This is a genomic window from Jeotgalicoccus sp. FSL K6-3177 (genome assembly GCF_038050175.1).
In the GTDB taxonomy this organism is placed as follows: Bacteria; Bacillota; Bacilli; order Staphylococcales; family Salinicoccaceae; genus Jeotgalicoccus; species Jeotgalicoccus nanhaiensis.
The window spans coordinates 1046518-1066655 of record NZ_JBBOSK010000001.1 but is presented as its reverse complement, the minus strand read 5'-3'; the positions used below and the strand labels follow the sequence as shown (position 1 = coordinate 1066655).

The following is a 20138-nucleotide window of genomic DNA, read 5'->3' as shown; positions in this document are numbered from 1 at the left end:
CTCCCTTTCTTAGTATCCGAATATTTTATAAAAATCTTTAACCGCTGATTAATACGCTAATTTGTAAAGAGTTTCTGCCAGTACTTCAATACCATTAACGAGGTCGTCAATATCAGTTTCTTCTTCCACGTTATGCGAGATGCCTCCGATTGAAGGAACAAAAAGCATTCCTGTCGGCATATAGCCTGCGAAGATCTGTGCATCATGACCGGCGCCTGAAGGCATTACTTTGTAAGAATCTCCAACTACTTTTTCAGCTGATTCTTCAATCATTTTGACGATTGACTCATCCATCAGTCCTGGAGACTGTTCCATCCACAGGTTGATATCTGCAGTCATGCCGTATTTATCAGCAACTTCATTAATTGTCGATTCTACAGTTTTCGCAAATGCATTCAGTTCTTCTTCATCGATATGACGCGTATCCACGGAGAATTCAACTTCACCAGGAACAACGTTTACGACACCAGGAACCGGTTTAACACTGCCGAAAGTCACAACGAGCGGGTCGCCGATTTCACGTGCTTTTTGAACTAAAGTCTGTGCGATTTCAGTGAATGCCACAACCGCATCTTTACGGTAGCCCATCGGAGTTGTACCTGCGTGGTTAGCTTCACCTTTTAAGTTAATTGTGTAGCGTTTTTGACCGACGATACCGGTAACTACACCAATTTGTTTTTCTTCTTTTTCTAAGATTTGGCCCTGCTCGATGTGAACTTCAATGAAAGCTTTAATATCATCGCGGACTTTATCGTCTGTTCTGAAATCAAATCCTGAGTCTCTCATTGCATCGACGAATTTAATACCTTCGTCATCTGTAATGTCTTTAACATCGTCGTTATTCTGCAGGTTGAAGAAGTTTTTAACACCCCAGAAAGTATAAGGGAAGCGTGACCCTTCTTCTTCAGCAATCGACAGCACTTCGAGCGTGCGTTTCGGCTGACCGTATTTTTCTTTCAGGTAAAGTGTAGCAATCAAAGCACTTAAAATACCGAATTGACCGTCAAGGTGGCCCCCTTCAACGACTGTATCAATGTGCGAACCGCTCATGATTGTTTCATCCGGGAATTCACTTCCGATTAAACGGCCTGAAACGTTACCGATTGCATCGCTGGAAACTTCCAAACCATTCTCTTTGAAGATATCCTGCAGTGCACCGACTGCCTGACGCCATTCTTCAGAATATAGTAAACGTGTGATTCCGCGCGGATCCAAGCCGCCGTAACTTGTAAACTGTTTGTCCAGTTTTAGAAAGGTTTCACGAATATCCATTATTTTATCCACTCCACTCATATTATTTCACTTATAATTATAGATTTAATTGCCTCCTCGGGCATTGACAGTTCCAACAATCATTATTTTTCAAATTATTCACTTTAGACAAATACACAAAAATTCATTAGTCTGTATAATAGTACAAGTAAATAAAGGAGGCTTAAACCTATGACAGCAGTAACTATAAAAGAAACTGACACTTACACTCTTTCTGGCAATCTGTATGAAAGCACCGCACAGAATGAATCGGACGTGCTCGGCACTTTGATTTATTTACACGGCGGCGGACTTGTATTCGGAGAAAGAACGGACCTCCCTTCAGAATATACAGCAGTACTCAGACAAAAATTCCATGTGCTGACTGCCGATTACAGATTAGCGCCGGAATCTGATATCGACGATATCTTTACCGACTTACATCACATATATCACTTCGCGGCATCTTTGAAACACGGTAATGTATATATTATGGGAAGATCGGCAGGCGGTTACTTAAGTTTAATCACGGCGCGGGACTTCGACATCGCCGGTGTGATAGACTTTTACGGCTATTTTAACTTTACCCACAGCGACTTTAATTACCTCCCGCACGACCAAAAACATTTATCAAATATGCTCACAGAAGAACTGGCAGCGAATAATATACGGGATTATGCGACTGTGAAAGAACCGCCTGATCCGAGATACCTGCTTTATTTATACTACCGGCATTTGGGAAATTGGGCCGAAACGCTCGGCATCGATACCGAATCCAATAAATACCGTCTGACCAATGATGATCTCGCAGCACTGCCTCCGGTCTTTATCGCACACGCAAAAGGCGATCCGGACGTCCCGGTGTTTTTCAGCAGAAAACTTGCGAAAACTGCGGCGATCAGTGAATTTGTTGAAGTCGATACGGTGACACACAATTTCGACCAGGAAGTATCTGAAGCCAATATTAAAATATACGAACGCGCAGTTCAGTTTATGGCTGAGCAGGTTTAAAGTGAAACACCGGCAGATTGAGTGCCGGTGTTTTTCTTTTGGGCGATGGGTGGTTGGTGTTGGTGTTCTATGGACGTTGTTGATTCCACAAAGTACTTGCAGATTGTTCTAAGGACGTTGTCGATTTAACAAAGTACTTGCAGGTTGCTCTATGAACGTTGTTGATTTCACAAAGTACTTGCAGGTTGTTCCATGGACGTTGTTGATTTGATAAAGTACACGCAAGTCGCTCTATGGACGTTGTCGATTTGACAAGATACACGCAGCAAGTTGTCTTTCTTTTCGCATTGGTTTACCATGTCAATCTCACATGGGGATCCAAAGCACGTTAAGTTACCTTGTCAATCTCACATGGGAATCCAAAACACTTTAAGTTACCTTGTCAATCTCACATGGGAATCCAAACCGCTTTAAGTTACCTTGTCAATTCCACATGGGAAGCCAACACACTTTAAATTCCCATGTTAATTCCACATGGGAATCCAAACCCCTTTAAGTTACCACGTCAATTCCACATGGGAATCCAACGCGCTTTAACTTACCACGTCAATTCCACATGGGCATCCAACGCGCTTTAACTTACCACGTCAATTCCACATGGGCATCCAACGCGCTTTAACTTACCACGTCAAACTTACACAGGCATCCACCCCACCATCAAACTCCGCCGCCCCACCAAAAAGCACCCCGCAATCAAAAATTGCGCGGTGCTTCCTTTAATTTATTTATAAAATTTACCGATTTTAACGTCGCTTACGCCATTCTCAAGTGAATAGATTTCTTCACCGCGTAAAATTGTACCGGCAACTTGTGCGCCGATTTCGCGTCCGATGTAAGGACTGATTTTATTGCGGTATTCTAATTCTTCTCTTTCAACTGTGTAAGGTGAATCGCCTTTTATCAGCACGAAGTCAGCATCGTATCCCACTTCGATACGGCCTTTTCCTTCAAGTTCAAAGCGTGCAGCCACGTTCGTGGCAATAATGTCAGAGAACTGAACGAGTGACATGCCGCGTTTTTGGACTGCTTCATCAAACAGCATATCCACGTTGTTCTGGATTCCTGAGATTCCGCCCCACGCTTTAAATGCATCGTCAGTGTCTTTCAGATCAGGTGTACATGGTGAGTGGTCACTTGTAACGAACATCACTTTGCCGTCAAATACGCGTTCCCACATTCCTTCTAAACGTGATTTTTCACGGATGGGCGGCGAGCATTTCACTACCGGTCCGATATCATCGAGTTCTTCTTTATAGAAGTATAAGTAGTGAGTACATGTTTCGCATGTAATATCTACACCGTCGTTTGCTGCTTCATTGATTAAATCAATACCTTCAGCACATGCTACGTGCACAATATGCACACGGCATCCTGTTTCACGTGCGAATAAAATGATTTTTTGAATCGGTTCGATTTCAGTAAATACAGGGCGTGAGTCCACATAAGCTGCTAGTGATTTTTCACCGCGTTCCTGGGCAAGCTGGCCGAGTTTATCTGTGATTGGTCCGTTTTCAGCGTGGATTGACAGGATTTTACCTGTTTTTGCAATTTGACGCATTCCTTCATATAAAGAGTAATCGTCGACGTTCATAAAGTCGCCTTCAATTGCGCGGTCGCCTGCTGTTGCAACGAACGCTTTATAAGCCACAACGCCGTTTTCATCAAGCTCCTGAATTCCGCCTTCAAGATTAAACGGCACTAAGCCGCCGTAGCTGTAAACATCTACAGATAATTTATCTTCGCCGGCTGCAAATTTCTTGTTAATCGACTCTTCGTCAACGGTTGCCGGAATTTGGTTTAAAGGCATTTCGATAAATGACGTCACTCCGCCTTTTGCTGATGCGCGTGTACCTGTATCGTACCCTTCCCAGTGATCGCGGATACTGCCGCCCGGTTCACTGATATGTACGTGAGCATCGATCATACCCGGTGATACGATTAAACCTTCTGCATCTGTAACGCGGGCTTCGCCTGCATCAATATCTGTACCGATAGCAGCAATCTTGCCGTCTTTCACACCGATATCCACATTCTTTTCTCCACCCGGTAAAATAACCAGTCCGTTTTTTATAACTAAATCAAAAGCCATTTATATTCCTCCTGACCATTTCTGTAAAAACGTAAAACGCAAAAGTATTACTCAGCTGTCTGTATACTTTACCCTTAGAAAAGCCTTCAAAACGCACAGCCGGTTAATTATATTTACGTTTTAATTATTATTAGTGTACTATTATATGAAGAAATAAATATAGTTAAAATATTACGTCTGAATATTAAATTTGTGCATTTTGTACAAATTATTATATACGGCATTTTAGGTGATGAACAATTGGTATCTATTAAAGAAATTTTATCCTTGGAACGTTTCAGCAATTTCAAATTAATAAATAAAAATGCGGACCTGTCCCGCGAAGTGACCAGTGTCGATATTACGGAAACACCGGATGTAAAAGATTATACATCCCAGAATACGCTCCTTTTAACGACAGCCATGAATTTTAAGGGCAACCAGCAGTCGCTTATTAACTTTATCAGTGAGCTCGACAGCGTACCCGTCGCGGCACTCGGCATTAAATTATCGCGTTTCCTTCACACGATTGACAAAGAAGTGATTGAACACGCCGACAAGCTCGGCTTCCCGCTGATAGAAATTCCGGAAAACTGGAAGCTCGGCCAGGCGACTCACAGCATTTCCACTTATATTTCAAAAGATGAAACAGAAAAATTATATTACGCGCTGGAAGTGCAGCAGCGCATGAATTCCATGCTGATTAAAGAATTCAGCGTCGAACGCATGCTGAATCAGCTGAGCCAGTTTTTACGCCTGCCCCTTGTGCTGATTAATCCATTTTATAAAGTGGAAGTAACGAGCAACGATTTTAAAAATGACCAGAAGCTTCTGAAGGAAAACCTGAGATATTTCAATAACGTGTATCTGCCTGATAAAGACAGCGTAAACGTCGATTTCAACAGCAGGATTGCAGTATTCGAAGTTCCGGCTTTCAGCTATTTCCCTTATTATTTAATCGTGTCGAACCTTGAAACTATCAGTTATCCTTTCAGCCATCTCGCCATAGAACAGGCGATTAACTCGCTGTCGTTCGCGATTTATAAAGATTCAAGAATACGCGCGACCGAGCAGGAAGATGTCAATCTGCTTTTCAGCTCGCTGATTAATACAACTGAAGGCTCCCCTATTAGTCTCGAGAGCAATCCGGAGTTTTTCGAACGCTATCATTTGAAGGATTCTTCGTATTATAAGGTGATTATTTGCGGGATTGATCCCGGCAGCGATATTGAGAATTCGGAGTATGTAAATGAACGCTATCAGCTGACCTTCGAATGGCTGCAGAGCGTCCTCGTAACCCTCGACCCGAACATCAGTATTTTCGGTTTTGGCGATTCAAATAAATTCGCTATTCTGCTGCAGGACAAGCATGAATATTACGAAGCTTACTGCCGTCATCTGCAGCAGGAGTACAAGAAGTTCTTTAAAGAGTCACTATCTTTTGGCATAGGCAATGAAGTTTCGGATTTCACTCAAATCCACTCGTCTTTCGTCGAAGCGCTGGAAACATTCGACCTCTGCAAAGATGAAGGAAAGCGCGAGTTTCTTGAAATTTATCGTCCGCGGAATTTTGAAGAACTTCTGCAGCTTCTGCCGCAGGATAAAGTCCGTCCGTTTGTGCTCAGCACTCTCGGCGAGCTTGCTTTTCCGTCGAATACAAAAGATAAGGAATTAAAGAAAACCCTGCAGATTTATATGGATAATCAGTGTGATATTACGAAAACATCCAATGAAATTTTCGTGCATAGAAATACTGTCAAATACCGCATTAATAAGTGCGAAGAAATGCTCAGGGTAAATGTAACTGATCCTGTGCATTCTCTCAATATCCGCCTTGCCTTATTCATTTCTAAGCACATCCAGAATAATTAATTAATTGTAGGGAATCAATAATTACAGCAGCACTCATTGTTCAATGTGAACAATGAGTGTTTGTGTTTTAAAGCGTATAATATGGGTAGTTAAAAATTATAGGAGGCGTACTTAATGAATGAATTAGAAAAGAACGGCTCCCAGTACTATAAAAAAATAATAGTTGCTTTAGTACTTGGTTGGGTCGCAATCTGGATTTACAGAACGATTTTAACGCCGATTTACCCTCAGATTCAGAGCTCTTTAGGCGATGTATCTAACGCAGAAATCGGTCTAATCGCTTCTGTATATTTCTTTGCTTATACAGGAATGCAAATTCCCGCGGGCGTATTGGTTGATAAATTTGGTCAGAAAGCAGTCTTAATTCCAGCATTTATCGGTTTTGCGATCGGTGCTGTTGTACTCGGTACAGCAGGTTCACTGCCACAAGTATACATCGGGTCTTTAATCTCGGGTATTGCTACAGGTAGTTACTACGGATCAGCATACAGCTTATCAGCTAAACACGTGCCAAAAGACAAGAAAACTTTTGCCAACGCAATCATTAATAGTGGTTCTGCAGTCGGTATGGTTATCGGTCTTATAGGTTCTTCAGTGCTGGTCGGCGGTTTAAACGTTGAATGGAACTGGATGCTTTACGGAACAGCCTTGATCATCTTAGGTGTTACATTCGTATTCTATGTGAATATTAAGAGTGATAAAAAATCACCTAAAGTTGAAAACGAAGAAAACGCTGACGCAACTTCAGCAGATATCGTTACAGATTCAGCGGATGATGTCTCATTATTCTCTGGTAAACACATTACAATATACTTTACGTATTTCGCAGTATGTTACGGTTACTACATGATTGTAACTTGGTTGCCATCATTCCTCGTAGCTGAAAAAGGATTCGCACAATCGGATGTAGGTTATGTATCAGCTTTAGTTGCTGTTGCAGGTATTCCGGGTGCACTGATTTTCGCACGTTTGATCGACAGAAGACAGCAGGACCGTTTGAAATATATTCTTATGCTCCTTCTCGTTGCAGCAGTTATGATCGGACTTACAGTTTACTCACCTTCACCATGGATTCTTTACATCGCACTTATCCTTTACGGACTAATGGGTAAACTTGCAATCGACCCTGTGTTAATCACTTACGTCTCAGATTCTGTTCCGGAACAAAAAACAGCCAAAGCTCTTGGCCTGTTCAACTTCTTCGGTATGGCATCATCAGTCGTGGCACCTTGGCTGACAGGTTATATCGGTGACGTAACCGGTTCCCAAGTACTTGCTTTCTATATCGGTTCAATCTTACTGATTGCCGCAGCAGTATTCTTCTTCTTTGTAATCTACCTTAGAAGCGGAAAAGAATCACACGCATAATGATATTTATAAAAGCAGCGAAGAAATCTATTACGGTAGATGGCTTCGCTGCTTTTTTGTCTTGAATTTTATATTAGCTCACTGACGAAAATGAGTCCCCAGCCTTTTTGCAGGGGACTCATTTATTTTATTTATTAAACTGTTAGAACGGGAATACATGCAGGTCGATACCGTAAACGACCGGCACCCACAGATAAACCACAACGATAATGATAACTGAAGCAATGACATTCAGCCAGAACCCTGTTTTAACCATTTCTGCGATACTTACCTTATTTGTTCCAAAGACAATCGCATTCGGCGGTGTTCCGACAGGCAACATGAAAGCACAGTTTGCAGCCATTGCTGCCGGAATCATTAAAGCAAGCGGATGAACATCAAGAGCAATCGCAAGTCCTGCAAGTACAGGTAAAATCATCGTTGCTGTTGCTGTATTTGATGTGAACTCTGTTAAGAACAGTATTAAAATTGCCACGATAGCAATCATCAGAATCAACGGCATGCCGCCTACACCTGCGAGCATTTCACCAATCCAGGCATCTACGCCTGTAGCCACGATTGCTCCTGCGAGAGCAAGCCCGCCTCCGAACAGAAGCAGTACGCCCCAAGGCAAGTCTTTTGCGACACCCCAGTCGAGAACACGCCCGTTTTGTTTCTTCGATGGAATCAAGAACAGAAGCACAGCAGCGAACATCGCAATGGATCCGTCACCGAGCATTTCTGTAAACGCGAACTGATCGAAGAAGAAGCCGCGCATAATCCATAAAGCTGCTGCCAGAATGAATATTACCAGCACCCATACTTCTTCTCTTGTCATTCTGCCAAGCTTGTCGAGCTCATCTGTAATAATCTTACGTCCGCCCGGCAGTTCTTTCATGCTGTGTTTAAAGGCGAAGTAATTCATATAAGCCCAAGCAATCGCGAGCATTACGATGACTACAGGTATACCGACGAGCATCCACTGGGCAAAGTTTAATTCAACATCAAAGATCTGTCTCATTTGCCCTGCCAGTATAATCAATGGCGGTGTTCCGATTAAAGTACCGAGTCCGCCGATTGTACCAGCATAACCGATGCCGAGAACGAGTGCTTTTTCAAATAATTTAACATCGCCCCCGAGTTCCGGTGTCGATAAAGAATGCGCTTCTTTAATAATTGCAAGACCGATTGGAATCATAATCATAACCGCTGCCGTGTTCGATACGAACATTGACAAGAGCGCAGTTGAAATCATGAACCCTAATAAAATTGTCGCTGTCGTTGTACCGATTGCTTTGATAATCGATAAAGCGATACGGGTATGTAAGTTCCATTTTTCCATAGCTACGGCGAGTAAGAAACCGCCTAAGAATAAGAATACTATGTCATCTCCGTAAAAACTTGCTGTTTCCTGATTGGACATTACTCCGCCCATCGGGAAGAGAAACAGAGGCAGCAGTGATGTGGCAGGAATCGGAATCGCCTCCGTCACCCACCATGTTGCTATCCACAGTGCTGCGGCGACAACGAAAATACCCGAGCTGTCCAGCGAATCGGATTTTAAAAACAGCAGAGCCAAAACAAAAAGCAGCGGCCCTAAAATCAAACCGATTAATTGAGCTTTACTATATGCTTTCCTGTGCTCTTCAGGCGAAGGCGCACCGGTAGCTGCATTCCTTAAATCTTTAGTACTAAAAAACTTGAGTAATGACTTTGTCCTTTTGGATTCACTCCAAAGGTTATCATAACTTTTTTGGACAACTCCTCTATCCTTGGAATCGCTCACAAAAATCCCCCCTAAAATAAACATGATATGAATTTATCATAAATATTCAGATAAATCTATATAAATTTAATGTTAACTGATAACTTTATCTTATTAATAGAATCATGTAAGCGCTTATAGTAAGAATTGAGCGAATAATTCATTTCCTTATATAAAAACTCCCCGAAGCTCATACGAGCTCCGGGGAGTACCTTACTAAATAATATTAATTTACTTTCTCTACATGCTCTACTCTTTTATAACCTGATTCATCCAGCAGGAATACCGCAATAATACCGACTACAAGTAGGGCGCCCGCAAGGTAGAAGCCCATATCTAAGTTTCCTGTAACGTCTGTAATGAAACCGGTAATGTACGGTGCTAAAATTGATGCCGACATTCCGATAAAGTTATAAATACCGAATGATGTTGCAAGACCGACACGCGGCGCGTTATTGGCAACAACGGCAATCAGTACAGGGTTTGTACTTAACTTACCAGCGATACCGTAAACGATGAGTGATACATAGAGTACCCACATCTGATCGAAGAGTACGATAGATATTGTCGATAAGAAAGCCAGCGGAACCATTACCAATAGTACTGGACGCTGTTTGCCTAATTTGTCTGACAGCCAGCCGAAGAACAGCATACCAGGAATTGATGCCCATGGTACTAATGATGACACGAAAGCAACGCTTGAGCCGCTGATGCCGCGTGCTGTTTCAAGGTAGTACGGCAGCCAGGTCAGAATTACGAAGAAACCGTAGATTGAACAGAATATAGTGATAAAAGCCAGTATAAGGTTTCTGTTTTTGAACAGTTCCGATACTTTCAGTTTCGCTGGCGCACCGCTTTCGCTCGTTGGCGCCTGATAACCCGGCGGGTGCTCCTTCACCATAATCCACATAATAATACCGATAACAATTACGATAACACCCATAATCCAGAACGGTGTGCGCCATGACATGTCCATTTCCTGAACGGTAATACTGGAAATCCAGTACCCGGCTGACATACCGATAGCCATACCACTGTTAATAATGGCACTGCCGAGTGTCAGGCGTTTTTGCGGAATCGCTTCAGATGATAATCCGTACTGCGGTCCGTAGAATACACCCTGGAAAGTACCAGTCAGGAACCACATCATCAGGAACATGTAGAATGTAACCATCTGTCCTGAAACAATTGCAAGAATACCAAAGCCGATAAAGGCAGGGATAATCATTTTTTTTCTTCCGAATTTATCTCCGAGGTAGCCTGAAGGAATCTGTGTTACAGTATATCCTAAGAAGAACAGACTGCTCAGAAGGCCGAGCTGGGTTGCGTTAATGGCAAATTCAGACTGAATATTGGTCATAATTGGATTTAAAATTGTACGCGTTGCATAAATCGCAATCCATCCGAGTGTGAAAACGGCGACAATTTTTATCCAGTAGCTGTTGGAAAGTTTTTTGTTTTCCATGGTTAATCTCCTTTTATAATAGTTTTATATTATGATCACTTTATATTTTACAGCACCGCTCCCAATATTACTTTATCTATAGTAGATAAAATTTTCATCGTTATTGTGCAAAACATCACAAAAAAACTGTTGTAAAAATAAGTTTTATAAAATATTTGTATAATTGCGTTAATAATTATATTATTAACAGTACAAAAAAATAAAAAGACGAAGGATGATGCGCATAATGGCAAGTTTACAAATAAACAAAAGACTAATCATGACACCTGGACCCGTTGCGGTGGATCCGAGAGTATCCCAGGCTATGAGCAATTCCATTCTTGGACAATTCGATCCGGAATTCACGGGCATAATGAATGAAACTATGGAACTAATCCGGAAATCCTTTAAAACTGAAAATAAATGGTCATTTCCAATAGACGGCACGAGCCGTGCCGGCATCGAGGCTGTAATTGCCAGTATTGTTGAACCGGGCGACAAAGTGCTGGTTCCGATAATCGGCCGTTTCGGCTACCTGGTTACTGAACTTGTTGAACGGGCCGGCGGTGTCGTTCACACAATCGAAGCGCCGATGGGAGAAGTAATCCCTGAGGATGATATTATTGAAAAAATGGATGAAGTAAAACCTAAAGTACTAGCAGTTATTCACGGAGAAACCTCCTCCGGCCGCCTGCAGCCGATTGAGAAAATTGGTCATGCAGCAAAAGAACGCGGCGTCTTTACTGTAGTTGATGCAGTAGCGACTTATATGGGACAGGATATCCCGGTTGATGAATGGGCTCTCGACGCTGTAATCGGCGGTGCACAGAAATGTCTGTCTGTGCCGTCGGGAATTACTCCGATTACCTTTAATGAACGTTTCAGCGATGAGATCAATAAGCGGAAACGCGTAGAGAAAGGTATCCGTACAGAGAGCGACGAATCGACATCTCATTTTATTACGAGCAATTACCTGGATTTAACTCAGCTGCAGGACTACTGGGGCGAACGCCGCTTAAACCACCATACAGAAGCCACAGTGAACGTTTACGGGCTGTATGAGGGACTGAAGCTTGCAACAGCTGAAGGTGTGGAAGCACGCGCCCGCCGTCACAGCTATCACCACAAAGCGATGAAAGAAGGAGTCAAAGCACTCGGTCTTGAGCTGTTCGGTGATGAAGAACATGAGATGCAGATGGTCGTCTGCGTTAAAATACCGGAAGGAATTAATGATGCGGAATTCCGTGCTGAGTTGCTATCACGCTTCGGTATTGAAATTGCCGGCACCTTCGGTGCGGCTGCAGGTAAAATCTGGCGCATCGGAAGTATGGGATACGTTGCTGAAAAACAGAATCTACTGAACTTCATTACTACATTCGGTGTGTTTTTACAGTCGAAAGGCGCAGACAATATTGACCCTGCCGCTGGACTAAAAGCGATGACAGACTTTTACGATAACAATTCACTATAATTTAAAAATCCGGCTATTAACAGCCGGATATTTTTATGAGGTTAATGAAAACAATATAAAAAGGGCCTGGAATTTAATGAATTCCAGGCCTGAATTTTACTTATTCTGTTTCTTCTTCGTCTTTTCTTTTTCTTCTTTTAAAGAGGAGCAATGAACCTAAAGCAAGGAAGAACGAACCAAATATCCTTGTTGTATTAGAATTTGCTTCACCTGTATCAGGCAGTTTTTCTGCTGTACTATCATCCTGAGCATTCATACCCGTACCGGTGATTTGCTGTTTCTCGCCTACGATTACAGAACTTCTGATAGAAGTAGCTCCATCAGCATCAACCGCAACGGCAGTAATGATATCACCTGCGTGGAGTTGTACTTTATCAGGAAGATAAACCATCCAATCCCCTTGATCATTTACAGTAGTTTGTAAATTCTCGCCGCTCGGCAGGGTCACGATAATCGTTTCACCAGGATCTCCATGACCGGTAACCGCATGATTATCAGTACCGACAGGATTAACTGCTGGAGAATCGATATGATTATCGTCCTGATTAATAATTGTACCTGCATCGGAATCATTGTCCTCTGACTCTGGATAGTAATTGCTGTCTTTTGGATCCGTACCCGCTGCTATCTCCTGTTCATCGGTGAAACCGTCATTATCGTCGTCTGGATCCGTCACATCCGGGTCCCCATCGCCGTCAGTGTCTCTTTGCACAGAGATTACTACAGTTTCAGTCGTAGTGTTGCCGGAGTTATCTGTTACAGTAATAACAATTTCGATATCGTGTATTTCTTCATTACGATCCCAATCAATTATTGGTGTACCGGTAATTTCGTTTGTGTCTGGATGGAAGACTATACCATCTGGTAACTCTGACACGTCAACTGTTACAGGCTCATCCGCTTCAATCACGATTGGAGTGATTGGAGTGCCTTCGACAATTGTCTGGTCCTCGATTGGTGTAATCAGTGGATTAGTCACGTCCGGCTGATTAGTTGGATCTTTCGGATCTGTCCCTGCCGCAATTTCTTCTTCATCAGTGAAACCATCATTATCATCGTCTGGATCCGTCACATCCGGATCACCGTCGCCGTCAATATCTCTTTGGACAGAGACCACTACAGTTTCAGTCGAAGTATTGCCAGATTCGTCTGTTACAGTAATGACAATTTCGATATCGCGTACTTCTTCATTACCTTCCCAATCAATTATTGGTGTACCGGTAATTTCATTTGTGTCCGGGTTGAAAACAAGACCTTCTGGTAAATCTGGCACATCGATTGTTACAGCCTCATCCACCTCAATCACGATTGATGCGATTGGGTTCCCTTCGACAATTGTCTGATTATCGATTGGAGTGATGACTGGTGCTGTGCCATCTGGATAATCAGACGGGTCTTTCGGATTCGTACCCGCTGTGATTTCTTCTTCATCTGTGAAGCCGTCGTTATCATCGTCTGGGTCAGTCACATCCGGGTTACCATCGCCATCTGTGTCTCTTTGGACAGAGATTATTACTGTTTCAGTCGATGTGTTACCAGAGTCATCTGTTGCAGTAACAGTAACTTCGAAGTCTCTAGTTTCTTCATCGCCTTCCCACTCAATTACTGGTGTACCGGTAATTGAGTTTGTATCTGGGTTAAACGTTACACCTTCAGGTAAACCTTCCACAGTAATTGTTGACGGTTCATCCACCTCAATCACGATAGGCGATATTGAATTCCCTTCGACAATTGTCTGGTCATCGATTGGAGTAATGCCTGGATTAGTCACATCCGGCTGATCAGTTGGATCTTTTGGATCTATCCCTGCTGCGATTTCTTCTTCATCAGGGAAGCCGTCGTTATCATCATCAGAGTCAATCACGTCTGGATCACCATCGCCATCAGTATCTCTTTGGACAGAGATTACTACAGTTTCAGTCGAGGTATTGCCGGATTCGTCTGTTACAGTAATGACAATTTCGATATCGCGTATTTCCTCATTACCATCCCAATCAACTACAGGTGTCCCTGTAATTTCGTTTGTATCTGGATTAAAGACTACACCATTTGGTAATTCTGACACATCGATTGTCACAGGCTCATCTACTTCAATCACAATTGGTGCGATAGGATTGCCTTCGACAACTGTCTGGTCATCGATTGGTGTAATACTAGGATTAACGTTATCTGGATAATCAGTTGGATCTTTCGGATCTGTACCCGCTGCGATTTCTTCTTCATCAGGGAAGCCGTCGTTATCATCATCAGAGTCAATCACGTCTGGGTCTCCGTCGCCGTCTGTGTCTCTTTGTACAGTGATAATTACTGTTTCAGTTGATGTGTTGTCAGATTCATCTGTTGCAGTAATCGTAACTTCGAAGTCTCTAATTTCTTCATCACCGTTCCATTCAACGACAGGCGTACCTGTAATTTCGTTTGTGTCTCGGTTAAATGTTATACCTTCAGGTAAACCATCCACAGTAATTGTTGAGGGTTCATCCACTTCAATCAAAATTGGTGTGATTGGATCTCTTTCAATAACTGACTGGTCATCGATTGGTGTAATACCAGGATTAACGGTATCTGGATAATCAGTTGGATCTTTCGGATCTGTGCCCGCTGCGATTTCTTCTTCATCAGTAAAGCCATCGTTATCGTCGTCTGGGTCCGTCACATCCGGATTACCGTCGCCGTCAGTATCTCTTTGGACGGTGATAATGACTGTTTCAGTTGATGAGTTACCTGATTCATCTGTCGCTTTAATGACAATTTCAAAATCTTTAGCTTCTTCATTTTCATCCCAATCAACTACAGGTGTCCCTGTAATTTCGTTTGTGTCTGGGTTAAAGACAAGACCTTCTGGTAATTCTGACACGTCGATTGTTACTGGCTCATCCACGTCAATCACGATTGGCACGATTGGATTGCCTTCGATAATTGTCTGGTCGTCAATTGGAGTGATGACTGGATTAGTCACATCTGGATAATCTGTCGGGTCTTTTGGATCCGTACCCGCTGTGATTTCCTCTTCATCTGTGAAGCCGTCATTATCGTCGTCTGAATCCGTCACATCTGGATCCCCGTCGCCGTCTGTATCTCTTTGGACAGAGATTACTACAGTTTCAGTCGACTCATTTCCTGATTCATCTGTCGCTTTAATGACAATTTCAAAGTCTTTAACTTCTTCATTGCCATCCCATTCAACGACAGGTGTACCTGTTATTTCATTAGTATCAGGATTGAAGACTACACCTTCAGGTAAATCTTCCACAGTAATTGTTGACAGTTCATCCACCTCAACTAAAATTGGCGTGATTGGATTACCTTCGATAATTGTCTGGTCGTCAATTGGAGTGATGACTGGATTAGTCACATCTGGATAATCTGTCGGGTCTTTTGGATCCGTACCCGCTGTGATTTCCTCTTCATCTGTGAAGCCGTCATTATCGTCGTCTGAATCCGTCACATCTGGATCCCCGTCGCCGTCTGTATCTCTTTGGACAGAGATTACTACAGTTTCAGTCGAGGTATTGCCGGATTCGTCTGTTACAGTAATGACAATTTCGATATCGCGTATTTCCTCATTACCATCCCAATCAACTACAGGTGTCCCTGTAATTTCGTTTGTATCTGGATTAAAGACTACACCATTTGGTAATTCTGACACATCGATTGTTACAGGTTCATCCACTTCAATAACGATTGGAGTGACCGGAGTGCCTTCGACAATTGTCTGATCATCAATTGGTGTAATGCCTGGATTAGTCACGTCCGGCTGATCAGTTGGATCTTTCGGATCTGTACCCGCTGCGATTTCCTCTTCATCAGTAAAGCCGTCGTTATCATCATCGGAGTCAATCACATCAGGTTCCCCGTCGCCATCAGTATCTCTTTGAACTGTTACTTTAATTTGCTGCTCTGCCCCATTTCCAGTACTATCTTCCGCTGTTATTACAACTGTAAATTCTGCACTTTCCTGTGCTGGCAGCCATTCTATAACATTCGGTTCAATTGTTCCTTCAATATTACCTGTTTCTGAATTATAAGTTAATCCGTCAGGTAAACCTGTAACAACAGGCACAATTGATTCATTTGAGTTATCTGTAACAGTTACAGGCTGTGGCGTAATTGCTTGTCCTTCTGTACCCTCTATATCGGCAGATTCTATTGCCGGACCAATATTATCCGGTAAAATTGTCACAGGCACATCCAAAGTATCTGTTGATCCGTCAGGGTATGTGACTGTTACTGAGACAGAATAATCTCCAGCAACTTGACCATCAGGCAGATTATCTAAGTCGTTCACGCTTACTGTATAGTTTTCGTCTTCATTATAGTTCGGTACTGTAACCTGGTTCAAAATCTCATTTTCAGTGACACTTTGTCCAAATTCTTTAACAATTTGATTTGATTCAGCTTCATATACATCAGTATCTTTAACAATGTCACCGGTTATTACTCCGGAGAGAGTAAATCTGGTGTTATTAGCCATGACTTGTTTTGATGTAAGCGTCCTGCCGTCCTCAGAAACTTGTGAAGGTACCGGGACATTGAATTCCAGCTAAAATCCAGTATTTTCCTCCATTTTATCGGCAGTGATTATTAACTGATTATCTACAATAGAAACATTATAGCCTTCAGGTAAAACTGATGTGGCATATCCCATTGATGCACCGAAGTCACCCATATGATACCTGCCGTTAGGGTTGTCGGAGGAAGTTCTTAAGGCCCATTTAATGTCAGATAAAGACCAATCTGCATCATTAACACCTTCAGGACCCAGATCCGGAGTGAATGTCGCTACAAAGCTTTTGATATCATTTTTTACAGCAATCGGTATTCTGTAAGATAATCTCGATCCTTCGGGATTTGTAAAGTGCTGAATCATAAAGTTTCCAGGTGTTGACACGAGATGGTTTCCTGAGTAATCCGTCTCCCTCGCAGCTAAAGTAGCTTCAGCATTGTAATTGATTTTATCAGCAGTTGATTTGTCACCATTTACCAGTTCCGGGATTGGATCATACGTAAATGTTACAGTATCAGTATTAAAATTATAACTTCTTACATAGTCATCCATTTTAGGCAATCTCGAAACATCAGCTGCTGCAGACAGATTTTCAGGGCCATTTAAGCTTGCTTCAAATGTATAATCAATCAAGTTCTTATCTGTACCAATTTGTTCAACTTTTACATTGGTAATCGCCTCACCTGCAGGAACGATAATTGTAGTACCACGTTCACCTTCTGTATTCACAGGTGTAAGGTGAACCGTCTGGGACGGCCCGTTAATAAATTCAACAGTAACATCCTGTGTAATGATATCCTCTTCTGTAGGATTATCCTCTGTAATATCCGGAATACCGTCATTGTCATAATCATAAAAATCTAAATAGGAAGTTGCAAAAGATCCTTCCAGCGGCCGAGTAGCTGCACCATTGTCAGTTCTGCTTGATAATACACGGCCAGAGTCTAAATAATCTTCTTCCATCCATGAATAGAAATCCAGTCTTGCATCATCTGTCTTTTCGTTAAGGTCAGCAGCGATCTTTTCAAGTGTTACTCCATCCTTCAGGCCATAAGACAAAGTAAAGCTTCTGGATTGTCCTAAAGTGCCAAAAAATACATTGCGATCTAGGTTCCCTCTAACTGCATCAAAATGTGCAATATTGTCTGCGTTGTTTATCAATGACAAGGAAGGTACTCTGCTTGTATCTACAAGTCCATTTTCATCAATGGATACATTAACAACCCTGTTTTCAGAGATTTTATTACCATCGTTATCAGAAACAAACAATTGAATATTATTTGTATCGATATAGGGTAATAATCCCTGAGGGATTTGTTCTTTGATGTAAACAACCCAGTCATAATTAGTCTGTAAAAAGTTTTCATCCGGTTTAAAAGTATGGACAGAACGAATTGCATTATCAGCTTCATTATAAGTCATAGTATTTCTGACTTTACCTGCAGTGAAGTTTGTCTTAATACTGTTTTCTGAATCTGTTTTCACAGTTGTTCTGATAAATGAATTATCTATACTTTCCTGGGCAACCTCTCCTGTATTTGTCGTCCAAGTGTGGAGAACATATACCGGATGATCATCATCAAATCCGAGCGACTGCATTGTCTGGCCGTCCCGTAAAGTGATTATGACAGGATGGTTAGTAACCGAACCAATTGATCCAGATTTGACAGAACTTGGTGAAACTGCAGTACTCCAGTTTGACTGCTCTGGATTTGCTGTCATCGTAACACCGCTTAAAGTGATACTTTCAATATTGTTATAGAAATCAGGCTGTGAAAAGGATAAATTCACTCTTCCTCCGTTTCTAAAGTCACCTGCTAACGCCAACCACTTAGTCAGCTGTAAGTCAATTTGATTTGAATCACTATGGACATTTGTGACCTGGTTTAAACCTGCATATCTTAATCCTGTATCTTCATCAACAACTGATGCGTCATATTTTAAATCTCTGAGCAGGTAGGCATATTTTGAATCAGCGGGGAATGTGTAGCCGCTGTCAGTTTCGATGCTTGTTGCCATGAGTGTCGTCATCGGAATATCATACAGTGCACTTAAAGTGCGCAGTTGTTTTTTATTGACATACATTGTTTCTTCAGAAGTTAAAATATCTTCTTCTTTAGCTTTTACCTCGTACATGTTATTTGATTCAGACGCGGTCTTCAGAAGTAAATAAGTTAATTCTTCAGCTGTAATCTCATCGAGCTGGACATTTAAATCTTTTAATAATTCTGATGGATTATCAATTTCAAATTCTTCTTCAAGTGTTTTAGACACACTATCTTCTAACTCTTTTAAATTACTGCTCTCATCAAAGCTCGCTGCAATCTTTGCTTCGAATTTAGCAGGCTCACTGACGATTTTTGAAACAGCTTTACTATTTGCAACACTTTGTTTTTCAGGTTCACCTTGCACTGCTGTTTCTGATTTCGAGTCTGTTACTTCCGCCTTCTCTTGGTTTACTTCTTTAGACTTCTCTTGAGCTGGCTCCTCTGCTTCAGCTTGAGGTACTTCTTCCGGTTCTTCTTCAACCGTTTCTTCTTCTTTCTTCTCTGCTTTGGAGTCTGTTTCTTCAGGCTTCTCCTGAATTATTTCTTCGCATTCTTCTTGAGTTGGTTCCTCTGCTTCAGCTTGTGGCGCTTCTTCGGGTACTTCTTCAACCGTTTCTTCGGCTGTTTTCTCCGCTTCAGTTTGTGCTGCTTCTTCCGCTTCACCCTGCGCTGCCTGCATATTTTCGTTTTGTGCTGATGCTGCTATAGAGTATACTGTTGCAGAGTCTGCTGCCATTTCGATTTGAATTTTATAAGAGGATTTAACATCGTTTGTTAAATTCACAAGCTGATCTATCGTTTGTTTTGCATTGATTTTATCATTTGCAAGTTCAGCCTCTTCGATTTCAATCGTGCTGTCGTCTTCGATTGGAGTTTCTTCTGCTGGTTCAACCGCTTCTTCTGTCATAGTTTCACTTGTCTCGGCAGGCGGTTCTTCATCAGGTTCAGTTTCTACCTCTGTTTCATCCAGTGTTTCTGCTGCTTCTTCGGAAACTGCTGCTTCCTCGTCCACAACTTCATCTTCAGCTGTTTCTACTTCTGCCGCTTCACTTAATTCACTGACACCAAAAAATAAAAAAGACCCAATCATAACTGCTGCCGCGCCGGCTTTTAATTTACGTATTGAGTACTTGTTCACTTTATTATTAAGGTATTGCTCATTACGGTTTTTCTTGTATTTCAATTTTTGTTCCCCCTATAGTTTTCCGTAAGTGATAAAGTTGAAAGGCTTTATACATTTACTGTAAAACTAGAATATCAATTTATAAAGCGCCGCTTCAATTCACTTTAGCGTCAATAAATGTTTATACTTGACAAAACGGGGTACATTTTATAATGCATTTGGAGGCAAGAT

The 20138-nt window shown here is 42.0% G+C and carries 10 protein-coding genes; 4 read left to right on the top strand and 6 right to left on the bottom strand.

Features of this window, described 5'->3' with window-relative positions:
* Positions 1–48: 48 nt before the first annotated feature.
* Complete coding sequence (allC, locus tag MHH58_RS05240) at positions 49–1272, bottom strand: allantoate deiminase (RefSeq protein ID WP_135096453.1); 1224 nt, start codon at positions 1270–1272, stop codon at positions 49–51.
* A 171-nt stretch (positions 1273–1443) separates the two neighbouring features.
* On the opposite strand from allC, the gene MHH58_RS05235 reads away from it, so the two are divergent.
* On the top strand, positions 1444–2262 hold the full coding sequence (locus MHH58_RS05235; protein WP_341345237.1) for an alpha/beta hydrolase: 819 nt from the start codon (positions 1444–1446) through the stop codon (positions 2260–2262).
* 721 nt (positions 2263–2983) lie between these two features.
* Here the strand turns inward: MHH58_RS05235 and allB are convergent.
* Positions 2984–4351, bottom strand: coding sequence for an allantoinase AllB (gene allB / locus MHH58_RS05230; RefSeq protein ID WP_341345236.1), 1368 nt, complete (start codon positions 4349–4351; stop codon positions 2984–2986).
* 240 nt (positions 4352–4591) lie between these two features.
* On the opposite strand from allB, the gene MHH58_RS05225 reads away from it, so the two are divergent.
* Entirely contained in the window at positions 4592–6202 is a 1611-nt protein-coding gene (locus MHH58_RS05225; RefSeq protein WP_341345235.1) for a PucR family transcriptional regulator, read from the top strand.
* A 114-nt stretch (positions 6203–6316) separates the two neighbouring features.
* Positions 6317–7570, top strand: a complete 1254-nt coding sequence (locus MHH58_RS05220) for an MFS transporter (RefSeq protein WP_341345234.1) — start codon at positions 6317–6319, stop codon at positions 7568–7570.
* A 142-nt stretch (positions 7571–7712) separates the two neighbouring features.
* Here the strand turns inward: MHH58_RS05220 and MHH58_RS05215 are convergent, their stop codons facing one another.
* The gene (locus MHH58_RS05215; RefSeq protein ID WP_341345233.1) at positions 7713–9335 is read right to left on the bottom strand and encodes an SLC13 family permease; all 1623 of its coding nucleotides are present in this window, start codon (positions 9333–9335) and stop codon (positions 7713–7715) included.
* Positions 9336–9540: 205 nt separating this feature from the next.
* Positions 9541–10779, bottom strand: a complete 1239-nt coding sequence (locus MHH58_RS05210; RefSeq protein ID WP_341345232.1) for an MFS transporter — start codon at positions 10777–10779, stop codon at positions 9541–9543.
* Between the two features lie 226 nt (positions 10780–11005).
* On the opposite strand from MHH58_RS05210, the gene MHH58_RS05205 reads away from it, so the two are divergent.
* Complete coding sequence (locus MHH58_RS05205) at positions 11006–12229, top strand: pyridoxal-phosphate-dependent aminotransferase family protein (protein ID WP_341345231.1); 1224 nt, start codon at positions 11006–11008, stop codon at positions 12227–12229.
* Positions 12230–12329: 100 nt separating this feature from the next.
* Here the strand turns inward: MHH58_RS05205 and MHH58_RS05200 are convergent, their stop codons facing one another.
* Complete coding sequence (locus MHH58_RS05200; protein WP_341345230.1) at positions 12330–16703, bottom strand: putative Ig domain-containing protein; 4374 nt, start codon at positions 16701–16703, stop codon at positions 12330–12332.
* A gap of 69 nt (positions 16704–16772) precedes the next feature.
* Positions 16773–19967, bottom strand: coding sequence for a YSIRK-type signal peptide-containing protein (locus tag MHH58_RS05195; protein ID WP_341345229.1), 3195 nt, complete (start codon positions 19965–19967; stop codon positions 16773–16775).
* Between the last annotated feature and the right edge of the window lie 171 nt (positions 19968–20138).

What these genes read in the sequence shown, in the direction of transcription:
- allC (WP_135096453.1), bottom strand. Translation starts at nt 1,272, where the DNA reads ATGGATATTCGTGAAACCTTTCTAAAACTGGACAAACAGTTTACAAGT.
- MHH58_RS05235 (WP_341345237.1), top strand. Translation starts at nt 1,444, where the DNA reads ATGACAGCAGTAACTATAAAAGAAACTGACACTTACACTCTTTCTGGC.
- allB (WP_341345236.1), bottom strand. Translation starts at nt 4,351, where the DNA reads ATGGCTTTTGATTTAGTTATAAAAAACGGACTGGTTATTTTACCGGGT.
- MHH58_RS05220 (WP_341345234.1), top strand. Translation starts at nt 6,317, where the DNA reads ATGAATGAATTAGAAAAGAACGGCTCCCAGTACTATAAAAAAATAATA.
- MHH58_RS05210 (WP_341345232.1), bottom strand. Translation starts at nt 10,779, where the DNA reads ATGGAAAACAAAAAACTTTCCAACAGCTACTGGATAAAAATTGTCGCC.
- MHH58_RS05205 (WP_341345231.1), top strand. Translation starts at nt 11,006, where the DNA reads ATGGCAAGTTTACAAATAAACAAAAGACTAATCATGACACCTGGACCC.
- MHH58_RS05200 (WP_341345230.1), bottom strand. Translation starts at nt 16,703, where the DNA reads ATGGCTAATAACACCAGATTTACTCTCTCCGGAGTAATAACCGGTGAC.